This window comes from Streptomyces sp. NPDC026575, assembly GCF_055567415.1.
Map to the genome: position 1 here is coordinate 451,642 of NZ_JBVHQM010000001.1, position 17,827 is coordinate 469,468.

General features: G+C 72.0%; 14 protein-coding genes. 9 read left to right on the forward strand and 5 right to left on the reverse strand.

Annotated elements, in window-relative coordinates:
* The first annotated feature begins 188 nt into the window (after positions 1-188).
* The 5 genes from ACZ4NB_RS02135 to ACZ4NB_RS02155 all read left to right on the forward strand — a co-directional run bounded on the left by ACZ4NB_RS02135 (position 189) and on the right by ACZ4NB_RS02155 (position 7,602).
* Entirely contained in the window at positions 189-902 is a 714-nt protein-coding gene (locus tag ACZ4NB_RS02135; protein ID WP_467657697.1) for a hypothetical protein, read from the forward strand.
* On the forward strand, positions 899-2,188 hold the full coding sequence (locus tag ACZ4NB_RS02140) for a sensor histidine kinase (protein ID WP_467657698.1): 1,290 nt from the start codon (positions 899-901) through the stop codon (positions 2,186-2,188). Before ACZ4NB_RS02135 ends, ACZ4NB_RS02140 begins: the two co-directional genes overlap by 4 nt.
* A gap of 835 nt (positions 2,189-3,023) precedes the next feature.
* A complete protein-coding gene (locus tag ACZ4NB_RS02145; protein ID WP_467657700.1) occupies positions 3,024-4,244 on the forward strand; it encodes an acyltransferase family protein in 1,221 nt (406 codons plus the stop codon).
* A gap of 518 nt (positions 4,245-4,762) precedes the next feature.
* Positions 4,763-6,928 carry a prolyl oligopeptidase family serine peptidase gene (locus ACZ4NB_RS02150; RefSeq protein WP_467657759.1) on the forward strand — a complete coding sequence of 722 codons (2,166 nt, stop codon included), beginning with the start codon at positions 4,763-4,765 and terminating at the stop codon, positions 6,926-6,928.
* A gap of 155 nt (positions 6,929-7,083) precedes the next feature.
* On the forward strand, positions 7,084-7,602 hold the full coding sequence (locus tag ACZ4NB_RS02155) for a Rieske (2Fe-2S) protein (protein WP_467657760.1): 519 nt from the start codon (positions 7,084-7,086) through the stop codon (positions 7,600-7,602).
* Between the two features lie 51 nt (positions 7,603-7,653).
* Here ACZ4NB_RS02155 and ACZ4NB_RS02160 read toward each other — a convergent pair whose 3' ends face one another.
* The 3 genes from ACZ4NB_RS02160 to ACZ4NB_RS02170 form a co-directional block, all read right to left on the reverse strand.
* Positions 7,654-8,394: a class I SAM-dependent DNA methyltransferase gene (locus ACZ4NB_RS02160; RefSeq protein ID WP_467657701.1), complete on the reverse strand. Its 741-nt coding sequence runs from the start codon at positions 8,392-8,394 to the stop codon at positions 7,654-7,656.
* A gap of 222 nt (positions 8,395-8,616) precedes the next feature.
* Positions 8,617-9,117, reverse strand: a complete 501-nt coding sequence (locus tag ACZ4NB_RS02165; RefSeq protein WP_467657702.1) for an RICIN domain-containing protein — start codon at positions 9,115-9,117, stop codon at positions 8,617-8,619.
* Positions 9,118-9,861: 744 nt separating this feature from the next.
* Complete coding sequence (locus ACZ4NB_RS02170; protein ID WP_467657703.1) at positions 9,862-10,509, reverse strand: cysteine hydrolase family protein; 648 nt, start codon at positions 10,507-10,509, stop codon at positions 9,862-9,864.
* A gap of 208 nt (positions 10,510-10,717) precedes the next feature.
* Between ACZ4NB_RS02170 and ACZ4NB_RS02175 the strand changes: the two genes are divergently transcribed.
* From ACZ4NB_RS02175 to ACZ4NB_RS02185, 3 genes are all read left to right on the forward strand, one after another.
* Complete coding sequence (locus ACZ4NB_RS02175) at positions 10,718-11,182, forward strand: pyridoxamine 5'-phosphate oxidase family protein (RefSeq protein ID WP_467657704.1); 465 nt, start codon at positions 10,718-10,720, stop codon at positions 11,180-11,182.
* A 153-nt stretch (positions 11,183-11,335) separates the two neighbouring features.
* A complete protein-coding gene (locus ACZ4NB_RS02180) occupies positions 11,336-12,796 on the forward strand; it encodes an acyl-CoA synthetase (RefSeq protein WP_467657706.1) in 1,461 nt (486 codons plus the stop codon).
* Positions 12,789-14,225, forward strand: a complete 1,437-nt coding sequence (locus tag ACZ4NB_RS02185; RefSeq protein WP_467657707.1) for a carboxyl transferase domain-containing protein — start codon at positions 12,789-12,791, stop codon at positions 14,223-14,225. Before ACZ4NB_RS02180 ends, ACZ4NB_RS02185 begins: the two co-directional genes overlap by 8 nt.
* Positions 14,226-14,261: 36 nt before the next feature.
* On the opposite strand, the gene ACZ4NB_RS02190 is transcribed toward ACZ4NB_RS02185, so the two are convergent.
* Positions 14,262-15,170, reverse strand: coding sequence for a LysR family transcriptional regulator (locus ACZ4NB_RS02190; protein ID WP_467657708.1), 909 nt, complete (start codon positions 15,168-15,170; stop codon positions 14,262-14,264).
* A 74-nt stretch (positions 15,171-15,244) separates the two neighbouring features.
* On the opposite strand from ACZ4NB_RS02190, the gene ACZ4NB_RS02195 reads away from it, so the two are divergent.
* On the forward strand, positions 15,245-16,336 hold the full coding sequence (locus tag ACZ4NB_RS02195; RefSeq protein WP_467657710.1) for a DMT family transporter: 1,092 nt from the start codon (positions 15,245-15,247) through the stop codon (positions 16,334-16,336).
* Between the two features lie 130 nt (positions 16,337-16,466).
* Here ACZ4NB_RS02195 and ACZ4NB_RS02200 read toward each other — a convergent pair whose 3' ends face one another.
* Positions 16,467-17,798, reverse strand: a complete 1,332-nt coding sequence (locus tag ACZ4NB_RS02200) for an aminotransferase class I/II-fold pyridoxal phosphate-dependent enzyme (RefSeq protein WP_467657711.1) — start codon at positions 17,796-17,798, stop codon at positions 16,467-16,469.
* Positions 17,799-17,827: the final 29 nt, after the last annotated feature.

Genomic DNA, 17,827 nt, shown 5'->3' on the forward strand with positions numbered 1-17,827 from the left:
CGACCGTCACTGCGAGTGACCACGGCGCGCGCCTCCGGAGGCGTGCAACCCGAACGGGTGACCGAATCAGAAACGGCACTGTGTACCCATCTACGGGCGACCGTTACGCAACCGCCGGATTGCCGTGATGCGGGGCAGGGAACATCATCGTCCCCGTGCACTGCCGCCCCGCGCTGTCTGGAAGTCCCGTGCCCCTGCTCCGCCCCCTGCCGTTCCCCCAACGGGTACGGCCCGCCTGGTTCGCTCTTTCGGCGGTGGGCGCGGCGACGCTGCTGGTGGCGGGGTGTGCGGGGACCGGGCAGCCGAAGAGCGCGGGGCACACCGCGATCGCCTCGGCTCCCGCGCAGCTGTGGCCCGACCGGCCGCCCGCGCCCGCGCCGCCGCCCGACAAGAGCGGCCAGGACGGACCGTCGCCCCTCCCCGGGCTGCCCCACGTCCCCTCTGGCAACATCCGTACGCTGAACACGCTCGATGTCGTCAAGGCGCAGAACGCCGAGGACGCCCGCCAGCAGACGCCGGCCTTCGACAAGGCCACCGAGCGCAGGATCGACCGGTGCACCACCGAGCCGAAGCGCTGTCCCGTGCGGGCCCCCGAGTACCAGGACCTGACGCACGACGGGAAGGACGAACTGATCGTCGGCATCGAGCAGAGCGACCACTCGGTCGCCATATGGGCGTACATGATCCGGGGCGGGGTGGTGAACCGGATCCTGGACACCGCCGGCTCACCGCTGTCGGTGGAGGTGTCGGACGGCGACGTGATCATGCGGGAGCCGACCACCTCGCCCGGATACGAGATGCGCACCGTCCACTCCTGGGACGACAAGCAGCAGACCATGGAGATCCGGACGATGGAGTTCGACCGGGCGGTCTCCTCCCCCCGGCCGAGGCGTACGCCGTGAAGACCGCCCGGCGGCGGGCCGCACTGGGGCTGCCCTCCTGGACGGCGACGCTCTACTGGAAGTTCGCCCTCTTCATCACCGTCATGTGCTGCACCCTCGCCGCGCTGCTCGGCATCCTGGTGCACGTCCTGGTCGGCCAGCAGACCGAGAGACAGGCCCGCAGCGCCGCCCTGGACGAACTGGACGGTGCGGTGGCCACCTATGTCGCCGGGGAACCCCTCGGCCGCAATGCCGCGGTGGATCCGCCGGACCTTCCCCACGCCCTCCGCGAGATGGCCGTGCACCACAAGGAGCGCGGCACCCAGCTGGCGGACCACCAGGGGCGGCCGACGATGTGGGCCGTCGCCCCCGTCGACGGCGGCCGGGCGCTGGCCGTACGCCTGGACTACGGCGACCGGGCCGCCGCCATCCGCGGACTGGACCGCGCCATCATCGGGTCCTCCGCCGCCGCGATCGGCGTCACCCTGCTCGTCGGGCTGTTCGGCGTCTCCCGCATCACCCGCCGGCTGCACCGCACCGCACGGGTCGCCCGCCGGATCAGCACCGGCGACCTCGACGCCCGGGTGGGCGACCCCCGCGCCCTGCGGCCCGACCTCGCCCAGGACGAGGCCGCCGCGGTGGCGGCCGCGCTCGACGCGATGGCTGCCACCCTCCAGAACAAGCTGCACAGCGAACAGCGCTTCACCGCCGATGTGTCCCACGAGCTGCGCACCCCGCTCACGGGACTGCATGCGGCCGCCGAGCTGCTCCCGCCCGGCCGTCCGACGGAGATGGTGCAGGAGCGCATCCAGACCATGCGCCGGCTGACCGAGGACCTGCTGGAGATCTCCCGGCTCGACGCCCAGGTCGAACGCGCCGACCTCGACATCCACCAGCTGGGTCCGCTGGTCGAGCGCGCGGTGCGGGCCACGAGGCTGGCGGCGGACGTCGATGTCATCCGGGACGCCCGTGTGGAGACCGACCAGCGGCGGCTCGAACGTGTCCTGGGCAATCTGATCGCCAACGCCCACAAGCACGGCCGCCCGCCGGTGGTGCTGACCGTCGACGGCCCGGTCATCACCGTGCGGGACCACGGCGAGGGCTACCCGGAGGACCTCCTCGACCACGGCCCCCAGCGGTTCAAGACCCAGTCGGGCGGCAGCCGGAAGTCCGGCCACGGCCTGGGCCTGACCATCGCCGTCGGCCAGGCCCGGGTCCTCGGCGCCACCCTCTGCTTCTCCAACGCCCCCGGTGGCGGCGCGGTCGCCACCCTCCGCCTGACGGCCGAGCGGCAACCGCAGGAGTAGGTAGGGCAGGGCCCCACGGGCCCGCTCCCCGGGGCACCGGCTCCCCGCTCCCGGCTCCCCGCTCCCGGCTCCCGGCTCCCGGCTCCCGGCTCCCGGCTCCCGGCTCAGCCCTAGTCGCCAGTGAGGGGCTTCAGTTGACGATTACGGGCGCGGCTCATCCGGCAATCCGAGGAACGCGGCGCGCGGATCGGCGGCGAAAAACCTCTCCCGGACTGAACCCGACGTCCAGGCTTCCCGTCTTCCCACGCGGCAACCGAAACCATGAATCACCTGACCTGACGAACCGCAGCTACGGCCCCCAGCGCACCACAGCGGGTACACCTGTCGGCACTCCCCGGCCGCCCCCACGGCGAGGGAACTCCCCCACGTTCTGTGCCACCTGACCCCGCGTAATCCCCCCACCAAAGGTAGCCCGATGCAACGAGCGTTTCGACGTGTGAGCGTCGCCGCAGTCCTCACCACACTCGCAGCCGCGATGCCGATACTCGTAGCCAGCCCGGCGGAAGCCGCGGCCAAACCCTGTGCCGCCTACCTCAGGTCGCAGGGATATGCCGTAGGGTCAAGAATTCACCATGCCTGTCAGCATGGGAACGGCTGGTTGGCGAAGCCGGCCTGCGTCGTGCAACTCAGCCGGTTGGGTGTGACGATTCGCCAAGCCGTCAACGCCTGTGACAGAGCGACACATTAGCGAATACCGAGCCGACCGCCACAGGGGATGAAGTGGGACTCGTGCGCGAGTTCCCGTCTCGTCGGCCATGCCGTGACCCGCTATCACGACATCGGCACGCGTCCCCTCCTGCTGAAGACGCTTTGACAAGGAACAAGGAATCGCAGTATGCGCTTCGTCGCGCCACCCGACTCTCCGGCACTCCTGGAAAAGGCACCGGGGCAGCCCAGACTCTATGTGCTCGACGGATTGCGCTTCGTGGCGTCGCTGATGGTCCTGTGCTACCACTACATAACGCTTCGCGACGGCTGGGGCCAAGACCCCAAAGCCTTCTCGCCGGAGCTCTACCACCTTTCGCAGTTCGGCTGGCTGGGCGTTGAGGTCTTCTTCCTGATCAGCGGATTCGTCATCTGCATGAGCGCATGGGGACGCCCCCTCGGGGATTTCGTCAAGTCGCGGGCCGCCCGGCTCTATCCCGCGTACTGGGTCGCCGTTCTCATGACGGCGACAGTCCTGACGCTGTGGCCGCGGGTGCGCAGTGCGGACAGCCTGGAGACCGTGCTGACCAACCTCACCATGCTGCAGCAGGGTGTGGGAGTGTCCGACGTGGACGATGTCTACTGGTCGCTCTTCGTCGAGCTGAAGTTCTATCTTCTCTTCGCGCTTGTCGTGTACAAGGGCGTCACCTACCGCAGGTGCGTCCTGTTCTGCGGTCTGTGGACCGTCGCCGGCGTCATCGCGTTCAAGGCCGAGAACAACTTCTTGTCCGTGTGGGCGGTCGCCCCGTACTCCCCCTACTTCATTGCGGGGATCGCCTTCTACCTGATGCATCGCTTCCGGCCGACTCTGCTGTTGTGGGCGATTGTCGCGGTGGAATTCCTGCTGGCCCAGCATTACGTGCGGGGGCGCATGGTGATGAACCTGGGCGACAAGGCCGCGGTAACGGACACCTGGCCGGCGCGCCTGGGTGTCCTCGTCGCCTTCGCTCTCATGGCGGCCATCGCTCTCGGCATGTTCGACAGGGTGCGCTGGCGCTGGCTGAGCACGGCCGGATCCCTGACGTACCCGCTCTACCTGCTGCATATGTACATCGGTTTCACACTGATCGACCTGATGCGGGATCGGATGCCCGCTCCGGTTCTGCTCACGGCGATCGTCGCCCTCATGCTGCTGCTCTCGTATGCCGTCAATCGAATGGTGGAACGACCCGTGGGCAACTGGCTGCGCAACGGGATCGAAAAGGGAATGCAGGAGATGCGCCGCGGCTCCCATAAGGAGCAGACCGAAGCACGGACCTGGCGACGGGGGGATCGGCAGGTCGGCACCGCGGAGAAGGCGGACGCCGGCGTCGTGGAGAAGAAGGACGCCGGCGTCGGCACCCGTACCTGACACGACGGCCGGCCCGGGCCGCAGCGGGCTGCATCGCTGTGGTCCAGAGGGCGGGAATCCGGTCGAGACGGGAATCCGGTCGAGGGCGAGTACCGGTCGAGGTTCCCAGTTCGCGGCACGCCTCTCGCCGTACGCGTGATACGTGATATATGTACCGAGGTCGTCGACCTCGAAGACCCCGGAGCGATCGCGACGATCCCCGGGGCGATCCACCCGCACGCGAGAGCGTGACGTGACTTAGCGGGTCGCGATGACTCCGGTCGACATCCCCGCAGGCCCCGGCGGCTTTCCGCCGGTCGTTTCTCCTTTTCCGCCCCGGTCCGGTACCGGCCCGCCGTGCTGCGCGGATCCGGGTCCCCTTTTCCAGGGATCTTCGCCGTGCCTACGTTGTCTCGGGCGAGCGCGGATGCGAGCGCCTGTCGGAGCGCACTACCGGTACCACCGCACAACCGGATCACACTCCCTTGGAGGACAGCACCTTGGACAACAGCACCGTGAACTCCGCGCCCACTCCCACTGTGAACGCCGCCGGCTCCTCGAAGTCCGGGAAGTCGCAGAAGTACGCCAACTCCGCTGAATTCCCCGCCCAATTCGCCCGCACGCGCCGTTTCTCCCTGGGAGTGCCCCGGCACTTCACCGTCTCCCCCGACGGCCGCCGCGTCCTGTTCGTCCGTACGGGCTCGGGCACCGACCCGGTGGGGCGGCTGTGGCAGTACGAGGACGGAGCGGAACGGCTGCTGGCCGATCCGGGCCTCCTGATAGGAGCCGCGGCCGGTGTGGTACCCGAAGAGGAGCGGCTGCGCCGGGAGCGGGCCAGGGAGCACTCGGTGGGGGTGGTGTCCTACGCGGCCGACGACGCCGTCCGTCTGGTGGCGTTCACGCTGTCCGGCGCCCTGTGGGCGGTGCGTACGGACGGTGGGGCACCGTTCCCGGTCGCCGCGGCCGGCCCGGTGGTCGACCCCCGGCCCTCCCCCGACGGCCGGCACATCGCGTATGTGAGCAGCCGCTGCCTGCACGTCGTCGACCTGGCCGGTGGCGACCGCCAACTGGCCCGCGCGGAGGGGCCGGACATCTCCTACGGGCTGGCCGAATACGTCGCGGCCGAGTCCATGCAGCGGTTGCGCGGCTACTGGTGGTCGCCGGACAGCGCCCGCCTCCTGGTGGCCAGGGTCGACACCGGCCCCGTGGCACGGCGCTACCTCGGCGATCCCGCCGATCCGGCGACGCCGCCGCGGGCGATCGCCTACCCCGCGGCGGGCACCCCCAATGCGGAGGTCACCGTGCAGCTGCTCTCCCTGGAGGGCGAGCGGGTGGACGTGGTGTGGGACCGCGGGGCGTACGAGTACCTCGTCGACGCGGGCTGGGACGCGCACGGCCCGTTCGTCGCCGTCCAGAGCCGCGACCAGCGCACCCTGCGGACGCTCGCGGTCGACCCGGCGACCGGGGCCACCGAGGTGCGGCACGAGCGGACCGATGCCGCATGGGTGGAGCTGGTGCCCGGCACTCCCGCCCGTACCGCCTCCGGCGCGCCGGTGCTCCCCGAGGACGACGGCGACACCCGCTTCCTGACCGTCGGCGGTCGGCGGGTCACCCCGGACGGGCTGCAGTTGCGCGCGGTCCTGGGGGTCGAGGGCGAGCAGGTGCTGTTCACCGCGAGCGAGGACCCGTTGGAGACCCATGTATGGCGCTACGGTCCGGGCCGCGGCATCCGGCGGCTGAGTCGGGAGCCCGGCAGGTACTCGGGCGTGGCGCGGGGCGGCACGGTCGTCCTGGAGGGTGTGACGCCGCAGGGCAACGAGGTGCGGGTGGTCCGGGACACGGACCCGGTGGCGGGTGCCGGTGCGGGCGACGGCGCGCCGGACGGGGTGATCGCCTCGCTCGCCGAGGAGCCGGCCCTCACCCCGCGGCCGGTCCCTCTCACGCTGGGCGAACGGCAGTTGCACGGTGCGCTGTTCCTGCCGTCCTGGCACCAGGAGGGCACCGGCCGGCTGCCGGTGCTGCTCGATCCGTACGGCGGTCCCGGTATGCAGCTGGTGGGGCGGGCCCGCGGGTGGTTCACCTGTGTGTCGCAGTGGTTCGCCGAACAGGGCTTCGCGGTGCTGGTGGTGGACGGCCGCGGGACGCCCGGTAGGGGTCCGGCCTGGGAGAAGGCCGTGCACGGCGACCAGCTCACGCCGGCGCTGGAGGACCAGGTGGACGCCCTTCAGGCGGCCGGGGCGCGGTTCGCCGACCTGGATCTGACGCGGGTGGCGATCCGCGGCTGGTCCTTCGGCGGGTTCCTGGCGGCGGCCGCGGTGCTGCATCGCCCGGACGTCTTCCATGCCGCGGTCGCCGGCGCCCCGCCCACCGATCAGCGGCTGTACGACACCCACTGGAAGGAGCGGTACCTCGGCCACCCACAGGAGCGGCCGGAGAACTACGCGCGCTCTTCTCTGGCCGGCCATGGGCACCTGCTGAGCCGTCCGCTGCTGCTCGTCCACGGGCTCGCGGACGACAATGTGGCGGCCGCGCACACCCTGCGCTTCTCGGCGGAACTGCTCGCGGCGGGCAAGCCGCACAGCGTGCTGCCGCTGCCCGGCGCCACCCATGCCCCGTCCGACGACGCGGTCAACGAGCAGCTGCTCCACTTCCAGCGGGACTTCCTGCTCGACGCGTTGCGCGGGCGCCCGGAAGAGCCCGCCTAGACACGGATCGCGTACGGCGTTGAACGCCCGCGGCCGCCCCTCCGTATGTCTGTGTGCAACGTCCTTGGAGCACCTCGCACACCGAAGGCCCCACCAGGAACCGGAGGCACACCATGGCTGGACAGGCGGCATCACGACGGATCCGGACCGAAGCGATGACGGCGGAGGAGGCGGGCGCGGCGCCGGCCACCGAGGCGGCGACGGGGCGCGGCGCGACCCGGCGGAACGTGGTCGCGGCGGTCAGCGCGGCCGGGCTGACGGCGGCGCTCGCGGCCTGCGGCAGCGGCAGCGGGATGGCGGGCGCCGGCGGCAGCGCGGCGGACCCGGGCGCCGGAGGCGGCGACCCTGCGGACCCGGGTTCCGGCGGCAGCGGTACGGCGGGCGCGGGCGGTGCGCTCGCCAAGACCTCGGAGATCCCCAAGGGCGGCGGCAAGATCTTCAAGGCCGAGAAGGTCGTCGTCACCCGGCCGCAGGACGGCGAGATCAAGGCATTCTCCGCGGTCTGCACCCACGCGGGCTGCATCGTCGGCGAGGTCGCCGGCGGCACCATCAACTGCATGTGCCACGGCAGCAAGTTCGACATCACCGATGGCAGCGTGAAGGACGGTCCCGCCACCAAGCCGCTGGCTCCTGCCAAGGTGAACGTCAAGGGCGGTTCGGTCACCCTCGGTTGACGCGGCGAGGCGCTGAGATCCGGGTGGTCGCCGCGCGACGGGGGAGCCGCCTCAGACCGGCTTGCGCCACACGGAGATGTGCTTCGCGGAGTCCTGGGTGAACGGCGCCCCGTGCCAGTCCGCGACGCGTCGCTCCAGTTCGAGTCCGGCGATCCGTGCCATCAGGTCGAGCTCAGCGGGCCATGCGTACCGGTGCCGGGAGGCGCCTCGGCGGTAGCGGCCGTCGTCGCCGTCGCGCGTGAGGTGGTGCGAGACGAGAATCTGCTCGACCAGGTCGAAGGTGTCGAAGCCGAGATGCCGTTCGGAGACGTCGAAGGGCACCGCGACCTGCCCGGGCGGCAGGAACCGCAGCGGCGGCACGCCCAGCTCGATGACGAACCGGCCGCCGGGCGCCAGGTGGCGTGCGGCGTTTCGGAAGCACTCGACCTGCTCGTCCTGTGTGAGCAGGTTCGTGATGGTGTTGTAGACGAGGTAGACCAGGGTGAACTCGCCGGCCACGGTGGTCGTGGCCATGTCCCCGATGGCGACCGGGAGCGCAACCTCGTCGATCTTGCGGCGCAGGACCGCTGCCATGTGCTCGGACAGTTCGATGCCCACTACCGGCACACCGCGTTCCCGGAGCGGGATGCCCACCCGTCCGGTGCCGATGGCGAACTCCAGCGCCGGGCCGTCTCCGGCGAGTTCGGCGAGGAAGGCGAGGGTCGGTTCGAGAACGGGGGCCGAGGACATCTCGGTCTCTTCGGCGTCGTAGCGGTCGGCGGTCGCAGATGTCCACAGCTCACTGCTCGTCACGACCCGCCACCTTGCCGGGCGTGCTGGGGCCCTGTCGACTGAATTACTCTCCACCGGCCCTGCCTTCCGCCGGCTCCGCGCACCCGGCCCGGAGCCGGACGCGGAAGCGGGCCCTGAGCCGCATCCGACCCGGGACCCGCCCCTCCCCACTGCCGCTGCCGATCCGCGCGTTCACCGCCGGCGGACCCGGCTGGTGCCCGCTTGCCGCTGTGGCCCTGCCGCCTAACCGATCAGCGGAATCCACCGCTGGGCGTCGGCCCCGGTGCACGGCGCGAGCGCCACGCTGTTGCGTTCACCTTCATCGGCAATGCAGCCCCGGGCGAACTTACGGCTGATGAATGTGGAACCCTCGTCCCTGTTGGCGTAGTCCCAGTACTGGGCCTGTACGGCGGTGTTGCAGTTCTCCAGCGTCACCGGCCGGCCGATGCCCTTGGCCGTCACACACCGACCGGCGTGAATCGCGCTCTCCAGTTGGTAGCCCTGGAATCTCCCGGTTCGCAGATAGAAGTCCTGAGTTCCGGAGGCGTCCGCCGACCAGGCCCTGACGGTGTCGTTTCCGAACGCGTCGAGGTTCCGGTCGCTCCCGACGTTCTGGAACGTGTACCGCACGTCCGGACGGAATGTCGCGGGGGACGCCGCCTGGGCGGTGCCGCTGGTCAGCAGCCCCGTGCCCAGCAGGGCCGTTACGGACAGAACGGCAGCGATGGCCTTGCGAGTTGCCACGATCTCCTCCTGGCTTTGTGACGTCTGCGCGTCACACAAGAAGTTGACTGTGCAATGTGGTTGCACTGCTCCGAGGCGTGCGCCTCGGAAAGCAACCTACGGTCGGCTATATCCCTCCGGAAGGGGGAATCCGGACGCTGCACAGACCCGGATGTTTTCTACTTTCAAGGGATTTGCATTCCCGCAGGATCGAGCCGCGGTCAAGCAGTCCGTGAGACCGCTTATGCGATGTCCATAAACGACACAAGGGGTCCGGCCAATGGTCCAGGAATTCCCGCCACTACCCGGACGTCAGTAGACGGGTACACCGGGGCATCGATAGGGGGCCGACAGGGACGGTGGCCGGCACCGGACGGCAGAAGAGCCGGGCCGAACAGCCGGAGCACGGCCGCCCCTCCCCCGCTCTCCACATCAGGCCACGCCCCCTCGCCCGCTCACCCGGCACGTCGGCGCGTTGTGACGAGACGCCGCATGGCCGAATCTCCATAGGATCCCCACAGACCCATCACGCAACCCGCTGTCGGGACAGCGGCCCGCTGCCCGCCGAGCATCGACGCCGCCGAAGTGCGGCGGTACAAGCGCATCTGGGCACCGAACGGGGACCCCGCGGTGGAGTTCGTGACGGGTGTCGAGGGGCGGAGTGGCCGCTGATCATCACTCCTGACGACGTGGTCCATCGGCCGGTGGGCACCCCTTGGACTCGTCCAGAAGGGACCGCAGCGGGGACTCCTCCGCCCCTTCCCGTCAGCGGGCCCGGCGCGGCCGCTGCCAGCCGGCCAGGAGCTCCTGGGTGGTGGTGACGGTGGCGACCAGGGCGAGGGTGTTGCGGACCATCGCGGGGGTGTAGTCCGCCGGCACCCCGGCGATGGCATCCTCCGGCACCACGGCCGAGTAGCCGAGGTTGACCGCGTCGAACACCGCATTGGGGATCGCGACGTTCGCCGACACCCCGGTGACGACGAGCGTCCGGCACCCGAGGTTGCGCAGCAGGGCGTCGACGTCGGTGCCGGCGATCGGCGAGAGGCCGTGCAGTCTGCGCACCACCAGGTCGGCCTCCGAGACCGGTATCGGGTCGGCTATGCGTACCGCCGTGGACCCGATGATCTGCTGGACGGGCAGCCGCTCGGCCGCCTTGAAGAGGCGGGCGTTGCGGTTGGCGCCGCGGCCGTCGGGGCGGCGTTCGGCCACCGCGTGCAGCACCTGGATGCCGGCGTGGTGCGCGGCCGCCACCAGGCGGGCGATGTTGGCGAGCGCGCCCGAGGTGCGGACCGCGTCGGCGAGTTCGGGCAGTGCGCTGTCCGGGCCGACCACACCGCGCTGGCACTCGACGGTGAGCAGCACCGTCGAGGCCGGGTCCGGTTGCCCGCTGAGCCGTGCGGTGTCCGGTGGCATCGCGTTCCCCTCTGCCGGTCCCCTGGCGGGCCCGGTCTGCCGGTGGGCCGGTCCGAGGCGGGCGAGAGTACCGGGCATTGCGCCCACCAGGAAGAGCGCCCATGATTTCTGACGCATCGTCAAACCGTCGCGCGATCGGCGCAGTTCGGGGGTGCGGCAAGTCGTCGGGATCGGACAGGCAAGCGGTACGCAGCGGAGGCGAAGACGGATGACCGACACACAGCGGCGCGGGCGCCGGATCATGATGACGCAGGGCGAACTGGACGCGTTCCTCACCGCGCAGCGCACCTGCCGGGTCGCGACGGTCGGCCGCGACGGGGCGCCGCATGTGGGGGCGTTGTGGTTCGTCTGGGACGGGTCGGCGCTGTGGCTGTATTCGATCACCCGCAGCAGGCGGTGGGCCCAGCTGCGCCAGGACCCGCGGCTCGCGGTGGTCGTCGACGACGGGCAGGAGTACGGCGAACTGCGCGGCGCCGAGCTGGCGGGGCGTGCACGGGTCGTGGGCGAGGCGCCGCGCACCGGTGAGAGCTGCGCCGAACTGGACGTTCCGGAGCGGCTGTTCGCGCAGAAGTACTTCGGGGCCGACCGCATGCCGCATGACGGCCGGCACGCCTGGCTGCGGCTGGCCCCGGAGTCCGTAGCGTCCTGGGACTTCCGCAAGATCCCCGGGTGAGGGCGCGCGGGCGGCGTGGGACCGCGCGGTGATCGCGTTGTCGGTGGTCTCTGCGAGAGTGGGGTAGGTCAGCCCGCCGCGCACCGCGCAGGTGCCGCGGCGGGACGGCCCGGCCGCTCGGTGCCGGGCGCCGACGAGGACGAAGGAGATCCGGTGAACGTGCTCTTCCCCGCGCTGCGCGACGGTTCGCCCGCACCCGCGCTGCGCTTCGGCGACCGCGCCCTCAGCCATCGCCAGTTGGCGTCGGTGGCAGGCGCCCTCGCCGAGCGGCTCGCCGGCGGGTCCCGGATCGCGATCTGGGCCACGCCGACGCTGGAGACCTCGGTGGGCGTGGTGGCCGCGCTGCTCGCCGGAGTGGCCGCCGTCCCGGTGAATCCGAAGATCGGCGAGAGCGAGCTGGCGCACATCGTGGCGGACAGCGCGCCGTCGCTCGTCCTGGCCGAGCCGGGCGCCGCCCTCCCGGATGCGCTCGCCGCGCTGCCCCGTATCGACATCGAGGCCGCCGAGCCCCCCGAGGAGAGCGGACCGGCCCCCCTTCCGCTCGAACCGGGCGACGAGGCACCGGCCCTGATCGTCTACACCTCCGGCACGACGGGGCCGCCCAAGGGCGTGGTCCTCCCCCGCCGCGCCATCGCGCACACCCTCGACGCACTGGAGGACGCCTGGCAGTGGACCGCCGACGACGTGCTCGTGCACGCCCTGCCGCTGTTCCATGTCCACGGCCTGATCCTCGGCATCCTCGGGCCGCTGCGGCGCGGCGGCAGCGTCCACCACCTCGGGCGCTTCAGCACCGACGCGGTGGCCCGGGAGCTGCTGGCCGACGGCACGATGCTGTTCGGCGTGCCGACGATGTACCACCGCCTGGCCGCCGAGGCCGGCCGCCGTCCCGAGTTGGCCAAGGCGCTGTCCCGCGCCCGGCTGCTGGTCTCCGGTTCGGCCGCGCTGCCGCTGACCGATCACGAGCGGATCGCGGCGGCCTCGGGCCGGCGGGTGATCGAGCGCTACGGCATGACAGAGACCCTCATGAACACCAGCGTGCGGGCGGACGGCCCGGATGCCACGGGCACGGTCGGAGTGCCGCTGCCGGGTGTGTACATCCGGCTGGTCGACGACGCGGGCCGGGCCGTCGAGGCCGGCGACGACGAGACGGTCGGCGAGATCCAGGTCCGCGGTCCGAACCTCTTCGTGGAGTACCTCAACCGCCCCGATGCCACCGCCGCCGCCTTCGACGGCGGATGGTTCCGTACGGGCGACATGGCCCTTCGCGACGCCTCCGGGAACTACCGCATCGTCGGCCGCAAGGCCACCGATCTGATCAAGAGCGGCGGCTACAAGATCGGCGCGGGCGAGATCGAGAACGCGCTCCTGGCCCATCCCTCGGTCGCCGAGGCGGCCGTCACGGGTGAGCCCGACGAGGACCTCGGCGAACGGATCGTCGCCTGGATCGTGGCGGAGAGCGGCCCGGACGCCGGTCCGCCGCCGTCCGGCGAGGAGCTGGCCGACCATGTCGCCCGCCAGCTGGCACCGCACAAGCGCCCCCGCACCGTCCACTTCCTGGACGCGCTGCCGCGCAACGACATGGGCAAGATCATGAAACGAGAGCTCCGTGCCTGACAGCCCGCTTCCCTGCAGCCGACTGACGGCTCGTCAGGCTCTCGCGGCGGTCGCGGATGCGTACACCGAGCTGGCCGCGCCGGACGGCCCCCGGGGACCGTCCCGAACCGTGATCGGATCGGGGGACGAGGCGCCGCCCCGGGCATCCGTGGCACCGGACGGCCCGCTCGGCTGGCACGGCTACGACGACGCGCGGGCACGCGCCCGCGAGCGGACCGGCGAGGACGAGTCGGTGGTCACGGCCCTGGCCACGATCGGCGGCACGGAAGCGGTCGTGCTCTCCTTCGAGTTCCGGTATCTGGGCGGTTCCCTGGGCGAGCGCACCGGTGACCGCCTGGAGGCCGCTTACGCCGAGGCCCGGGAGCGGCGGCTGCCGGTCGTGTCGCTGATCGCCACGGGCGGCAGCCGGATGCAGGAGGGGATGCGCGCGCTGTCCCAACTCCAGCGGGTGTCGCGGCAGTCGGCGGACACCCGCGCCGCGGGACTCGCGCAGATCGCCGTGCTCCGCGATCCGACGACCGGCGGCGGCTGGGCCACGCTCGGGGCGGCCGCCGATGTGATCCTCGCGCTCCCGGGGGCCCAGATCGGCTTCGCGGGCTCGCGGGTACGCCCCCCGGACGCCGATCCCCGCGCCTACTGCGCCGAGGGGCAGCTGGCCTCCGGCCAGATCGATGCCGTCGTCCCGCCCGACCTGCTGCGCGGCACGCTCCAGCGGTGGCTGCGGCTGCTGTGCCCCTCGGCGGAGTCCGGTGGCCGCGCCGTCGAACCGGCACCCCCGCCAGGGGCGCTGGGCGCACCGGGGCTGCCGGAGACCGGCTGGGGTGCGGTGGTGGGTGCCCGCGACGCCCGGCGGCCGCGCGCCGAGACCTATCTGCGTGCGTACTTCGACGACTGGGAGGAGATCAGCGGCGACCGCTGCGGTGGCGTCGACCCCGGCATACGCTGCGGCTTCGGTCATCGTGACGGCCGCACGATCGCCTTCGCCGCGCAGTGCGGCACGGCCACCCGCCCGGCCGGGTTCCGAACCGCCGCCCGCCTCGTCCGGCTGGCCGACCGGCTCGGCATCCCGGTGCTCACGCTGGTGGACACTCCGGGCGCCGCGAACGACGCGGAAGCCGAGCGGGCCGGCGCCGGCGCGGCGATCGCCGACGCCTTCGCGGCGCTCGCCACCGCCCGGGTACCGGTGACCTCCCTGCTGATCGGCGAGGGCGGTTCGGGCGGCGCACTGGCGCTCGCCGCACCGGACCGGCTCTGGGCGACACCGGACAGCTACTTCTCCGTGATCGCCCCGGAACTGGCCGCCGCCATCCTCAAGCGCGACGAAGGGCAGGTGCGGGAGACCGCCGACCAACTCCGCATCCGCCCGCAGGACTTGCTGGAGCTGGGCGTCATCCGCGCCATCGTCCCACCGGCGCCGGACCGGAGGTGAGCCGGGGCTGCCGGCGCGGCGGCCGCAACCCTCGCGTCAGCAGCTCTCCAGGCTCTTCCCCGCCGTGCGCAGCGCTGCCACCGCGGCCCGGATCGAGGGCCTGCGGTCCGCGTCCGCGCGCCAGATGGCGTACACATGGCGGCGCATCGTATGGCGCACGGGTACCACGCTCACCCCGTCCGGCACCGGCCCGCGGCCGAGGCGCGGCGCCACCGCGACACCCAGCCCGGCCGCGATCAGGGCGAGCTGGGTGCCGTGCTCCTCCGCCATGTGCGCGATGCGCGGCTCCACGCCCTTGCTGCGCAGGGTGAACGTCAGCCATTCGCTGCAGAACTCGCCCTGCGGCCAGGAGATCCACTCATCGTCCGCGAAGTCCTCCAGCTCCACCGACGTGCGCCCGGCCAGCGGATGCGTCGAAGGCATCGCCACATCGGCCGGATCGTCCAGGAGCGGGGCCTTCGCCAGCCCTTCGGGCAGGGACAACGGCCGGTTGTACCAGTCCAGTACGACGGCCAGATCGATATCGCCGCGGACCACTTGGCGCACCGACAGGTCCGGTTCCAGCTCCGTCAGCCCCGCGCGGAGCTGGGGGTGCTCGGCGCGGAGGGCGGCGAGCGCGGACGGGAAGAGTCCCCGGGCCGCGGTGGGGAACGCGCCCATCCGCAGCTCGCCCACCGCCTGGCCGCGATGCGCCTCCAGCTCCGCCTGCGCCAGCTCGACCTGGGAGAGGATGCGCACGGCATGATCGGCCAGCAGCCGGCCTGCGTCGGTCAGCCGCACGCCTCGCCCGTTCTTCGCCAGCAGCTGCTGGCCGGTCTCCCGCTCCAGCTTGGCGATCTGCTGCGAGACGGCCGAGGTCGTCACATGCAGCCCCTCGGCGGCCGCGCTCACCGACCCATGGCGGGCGACCGCGCTCAGCGTCCGTAGGCGATCAAGATTCAACATGTAAGCAATGCTAAGCGATACCCCCCACGGAATTTCGCTTGTGCTACGAATTTGTACGCCCCATCGTTGACGCCATGAGCACCGCCACCGGCGCACCCACCGCCACCGCCCGCACCGCGAACTCCCCCTCGCCCCACGCCGACCCCGCCACCCCACAGCCCGACGGCGTCTCCTCCCCGACCGCCTCCGCCGCGCCGGTCTCCGCCGGCTCCGCCGACCGGTCCGCGCACCGCCTTCGCGCCTTCGGGTGGCAGTCCCGCTTCGCCGTCCTTGTTCTGATCTGGGGTTTCAGCTTCCTGTTCATCAAGGTGGGGACGCGGAGCTTCGCACCGCTGCAGGTGACGCTGGGCCGGGTGGCGTTCGGCGCGCTGGTGCTGCTGACCATCCTCGCGATCAAGCGTGAGCGGCTCCCGCGCTCCCCGCGCACCTGGGGCCATCTCGCCGTCGCCGCGTTCTTCCTCAACGCGCTGCCGTTCTCGCTCTTCGCCTACTCCGAGCTGACCATCCCCTCCACCCTCGCCGGCATCTGCAACGCCACCTCCCCCCTGTGGGGCATGGCGCTGTCGGTCGTCGCGCTCTCCGAGGACCGCCCCACCCGGCGCCGGGTCGCGGGCCTGGGCATCGGCTTCCTGGGGGTACTGACCGTGCTCGGCGCCTGGCAGGGCTTCGCCGGCACGGATCTGACGGGCACCGCGATGGCACTCGGCGCCTCGCTCAGCTACCCCATCGGCTGGATCTACGTCCGCCGCACCCTGGCCGGCGCCGGGCACTCCCACCTCTCCATGTCCAGCGCCCAGCTGCTGCTCGCCACCGCCCAACTGGCCGTGGTCACCCCCCTGTTCACCTCCGCGCCGACCGGCTACCCGATCGCCGCGCTGCTCGCGGTCTTCGCGCTCGGCGCCCTGGGCACCGGCTTCGCCTTCCTCCTCCAGTACGGCCTGGTCGCCGAGGTCGGCCCCACGACGGCACAGATGGTCACCTACTTCGTCCCCGTGATCGCCACCGCAGCCGGAGTCGCCCTCCTGGGCGAGCAGCTGAGCTGGCACACCCCCATCGGCGCCCTGATCATCCTCTTCGGCGCCGCCCTCACCCAGAGCAAGCCCCGCCCCACCCGCCGCTCGACCCCGCTCACCACGGCCACCGCATCCGCCACGGACCGGGGCTGACCATGGGCGCCGGGGCGCAGAGGCCCTGAGGCCCGCCCCGGGAGACCGGCGCCCGGCACCATGCCCCTGGCCGGCTCGGTCGACGAGGCGACGTCGGCCGCCGGCCAGGGGCCGAGCGGCCGGGCGCCGGTCACTCGTACCGCCGGGCCTCCCCCACCCCTGTGGCCGCGACGACCGCGTCGGCCACAGGGGTGATGTCGTGGTCACCGAGGCCCGAGACGGTGATGCGGATGCCGGGCGGGGAGTGCAGACGGAAGCGTGCGCCGGGGGCCACCGCCCAGCCGGAGTGCAGCAGCCGGGCCACCGCGCCGGTCTCGTCCGGGACGGGCACCCAGACGTTCATCCCGCTGCGGCCCCGCGCGGACACTCCGCGCTCCGCCAGGGCCCGTATCAGCGCGTCCCGACGTCGGCCGTACGCCGTGGCCACCGCCTTCGGGTCGATCGCGGACGTCCGCCACAGATGCAGCACCACGTCCTGCAGCAGATGGCTGACCCAGCCGGGCCCCAGGCGCTGCCGGCCCCGCACCCGGTCCACCGTCACGGCGTCGCCGGTGAGCACCGCCAGGCGCAGATCGGGGCCGTAGGACTTGGCCGTCGAGCGGACCAGGGCCCAGTGGTCGGTGACGCCGGAGAGCGGATGGAGCGGGAGGTCGACGATGCCATGGCCGTGGTCGTCCTCGATGAGCAGCACTCCGGGGTGGTCGGCCAGGAGCGCGCGGAGCTCGCCGGCACGCGCGGCGCTGACGGCGGCACCCGTCGGGTTCTGCGCCCGGTCGGTGATGACGACCGCTCTGGCGCCGTCCTGGAGGGCGCCCGCCAGCCGCTCGGTCAGCGGGCCGTCGTCGTCCACTCCGACCGGCGCGGGGCGCAGCCCGAGCGCCGGGATGAGATCCAGCAGGCTTCCCCACCCCGGATCCTCGACCGCCACGGTGTCACCGGGCCGCAGATGGGCAGCCAGCACCCGCTCGATGGCGTCCAATGAGCCGCTGGTGACGGCGATCGGGCCGTCCGCCACACCGTCCTCGGCGAAGGCCGAGCGGGCCATGGCCGCCAGATCCTCGTCGACGGCCGGAGTTCCATAGAGCGCCGGACGTCGCGCGCTGCGCGCCGCGGCCTCGGCCAGGGCGCGTTCGAGCGGAGGCAGCAGGGCCGGGTCGGGGTTGCCGTCGGAGGCGTCGCGGACGCCCGGCGGCACCTCCACCCGCAGCGCCTCGCGTGAGGTGCTCGCGGGGCGGGGGCGCACCCGGCTGCCACGGCGGCCCGCCGTCTCGATCACGCCCCGGTCGCGGAGCGTGCGATATGCGGCCGCGACCGTATTCGGATTGACCTCCAAATAGACGGCCAACTCCCTGAGAGGGGGCAGGACTTCACCCGGCTGGAGCTCGCCCGCACCGACGGCTCGCTCGACACTGGCGGCAATCTCCGATGCGCGCCGCCCTTCGATCCGATACTCTCCTAGCACAAACTTGATTATGCACTAGTGCAATGGAG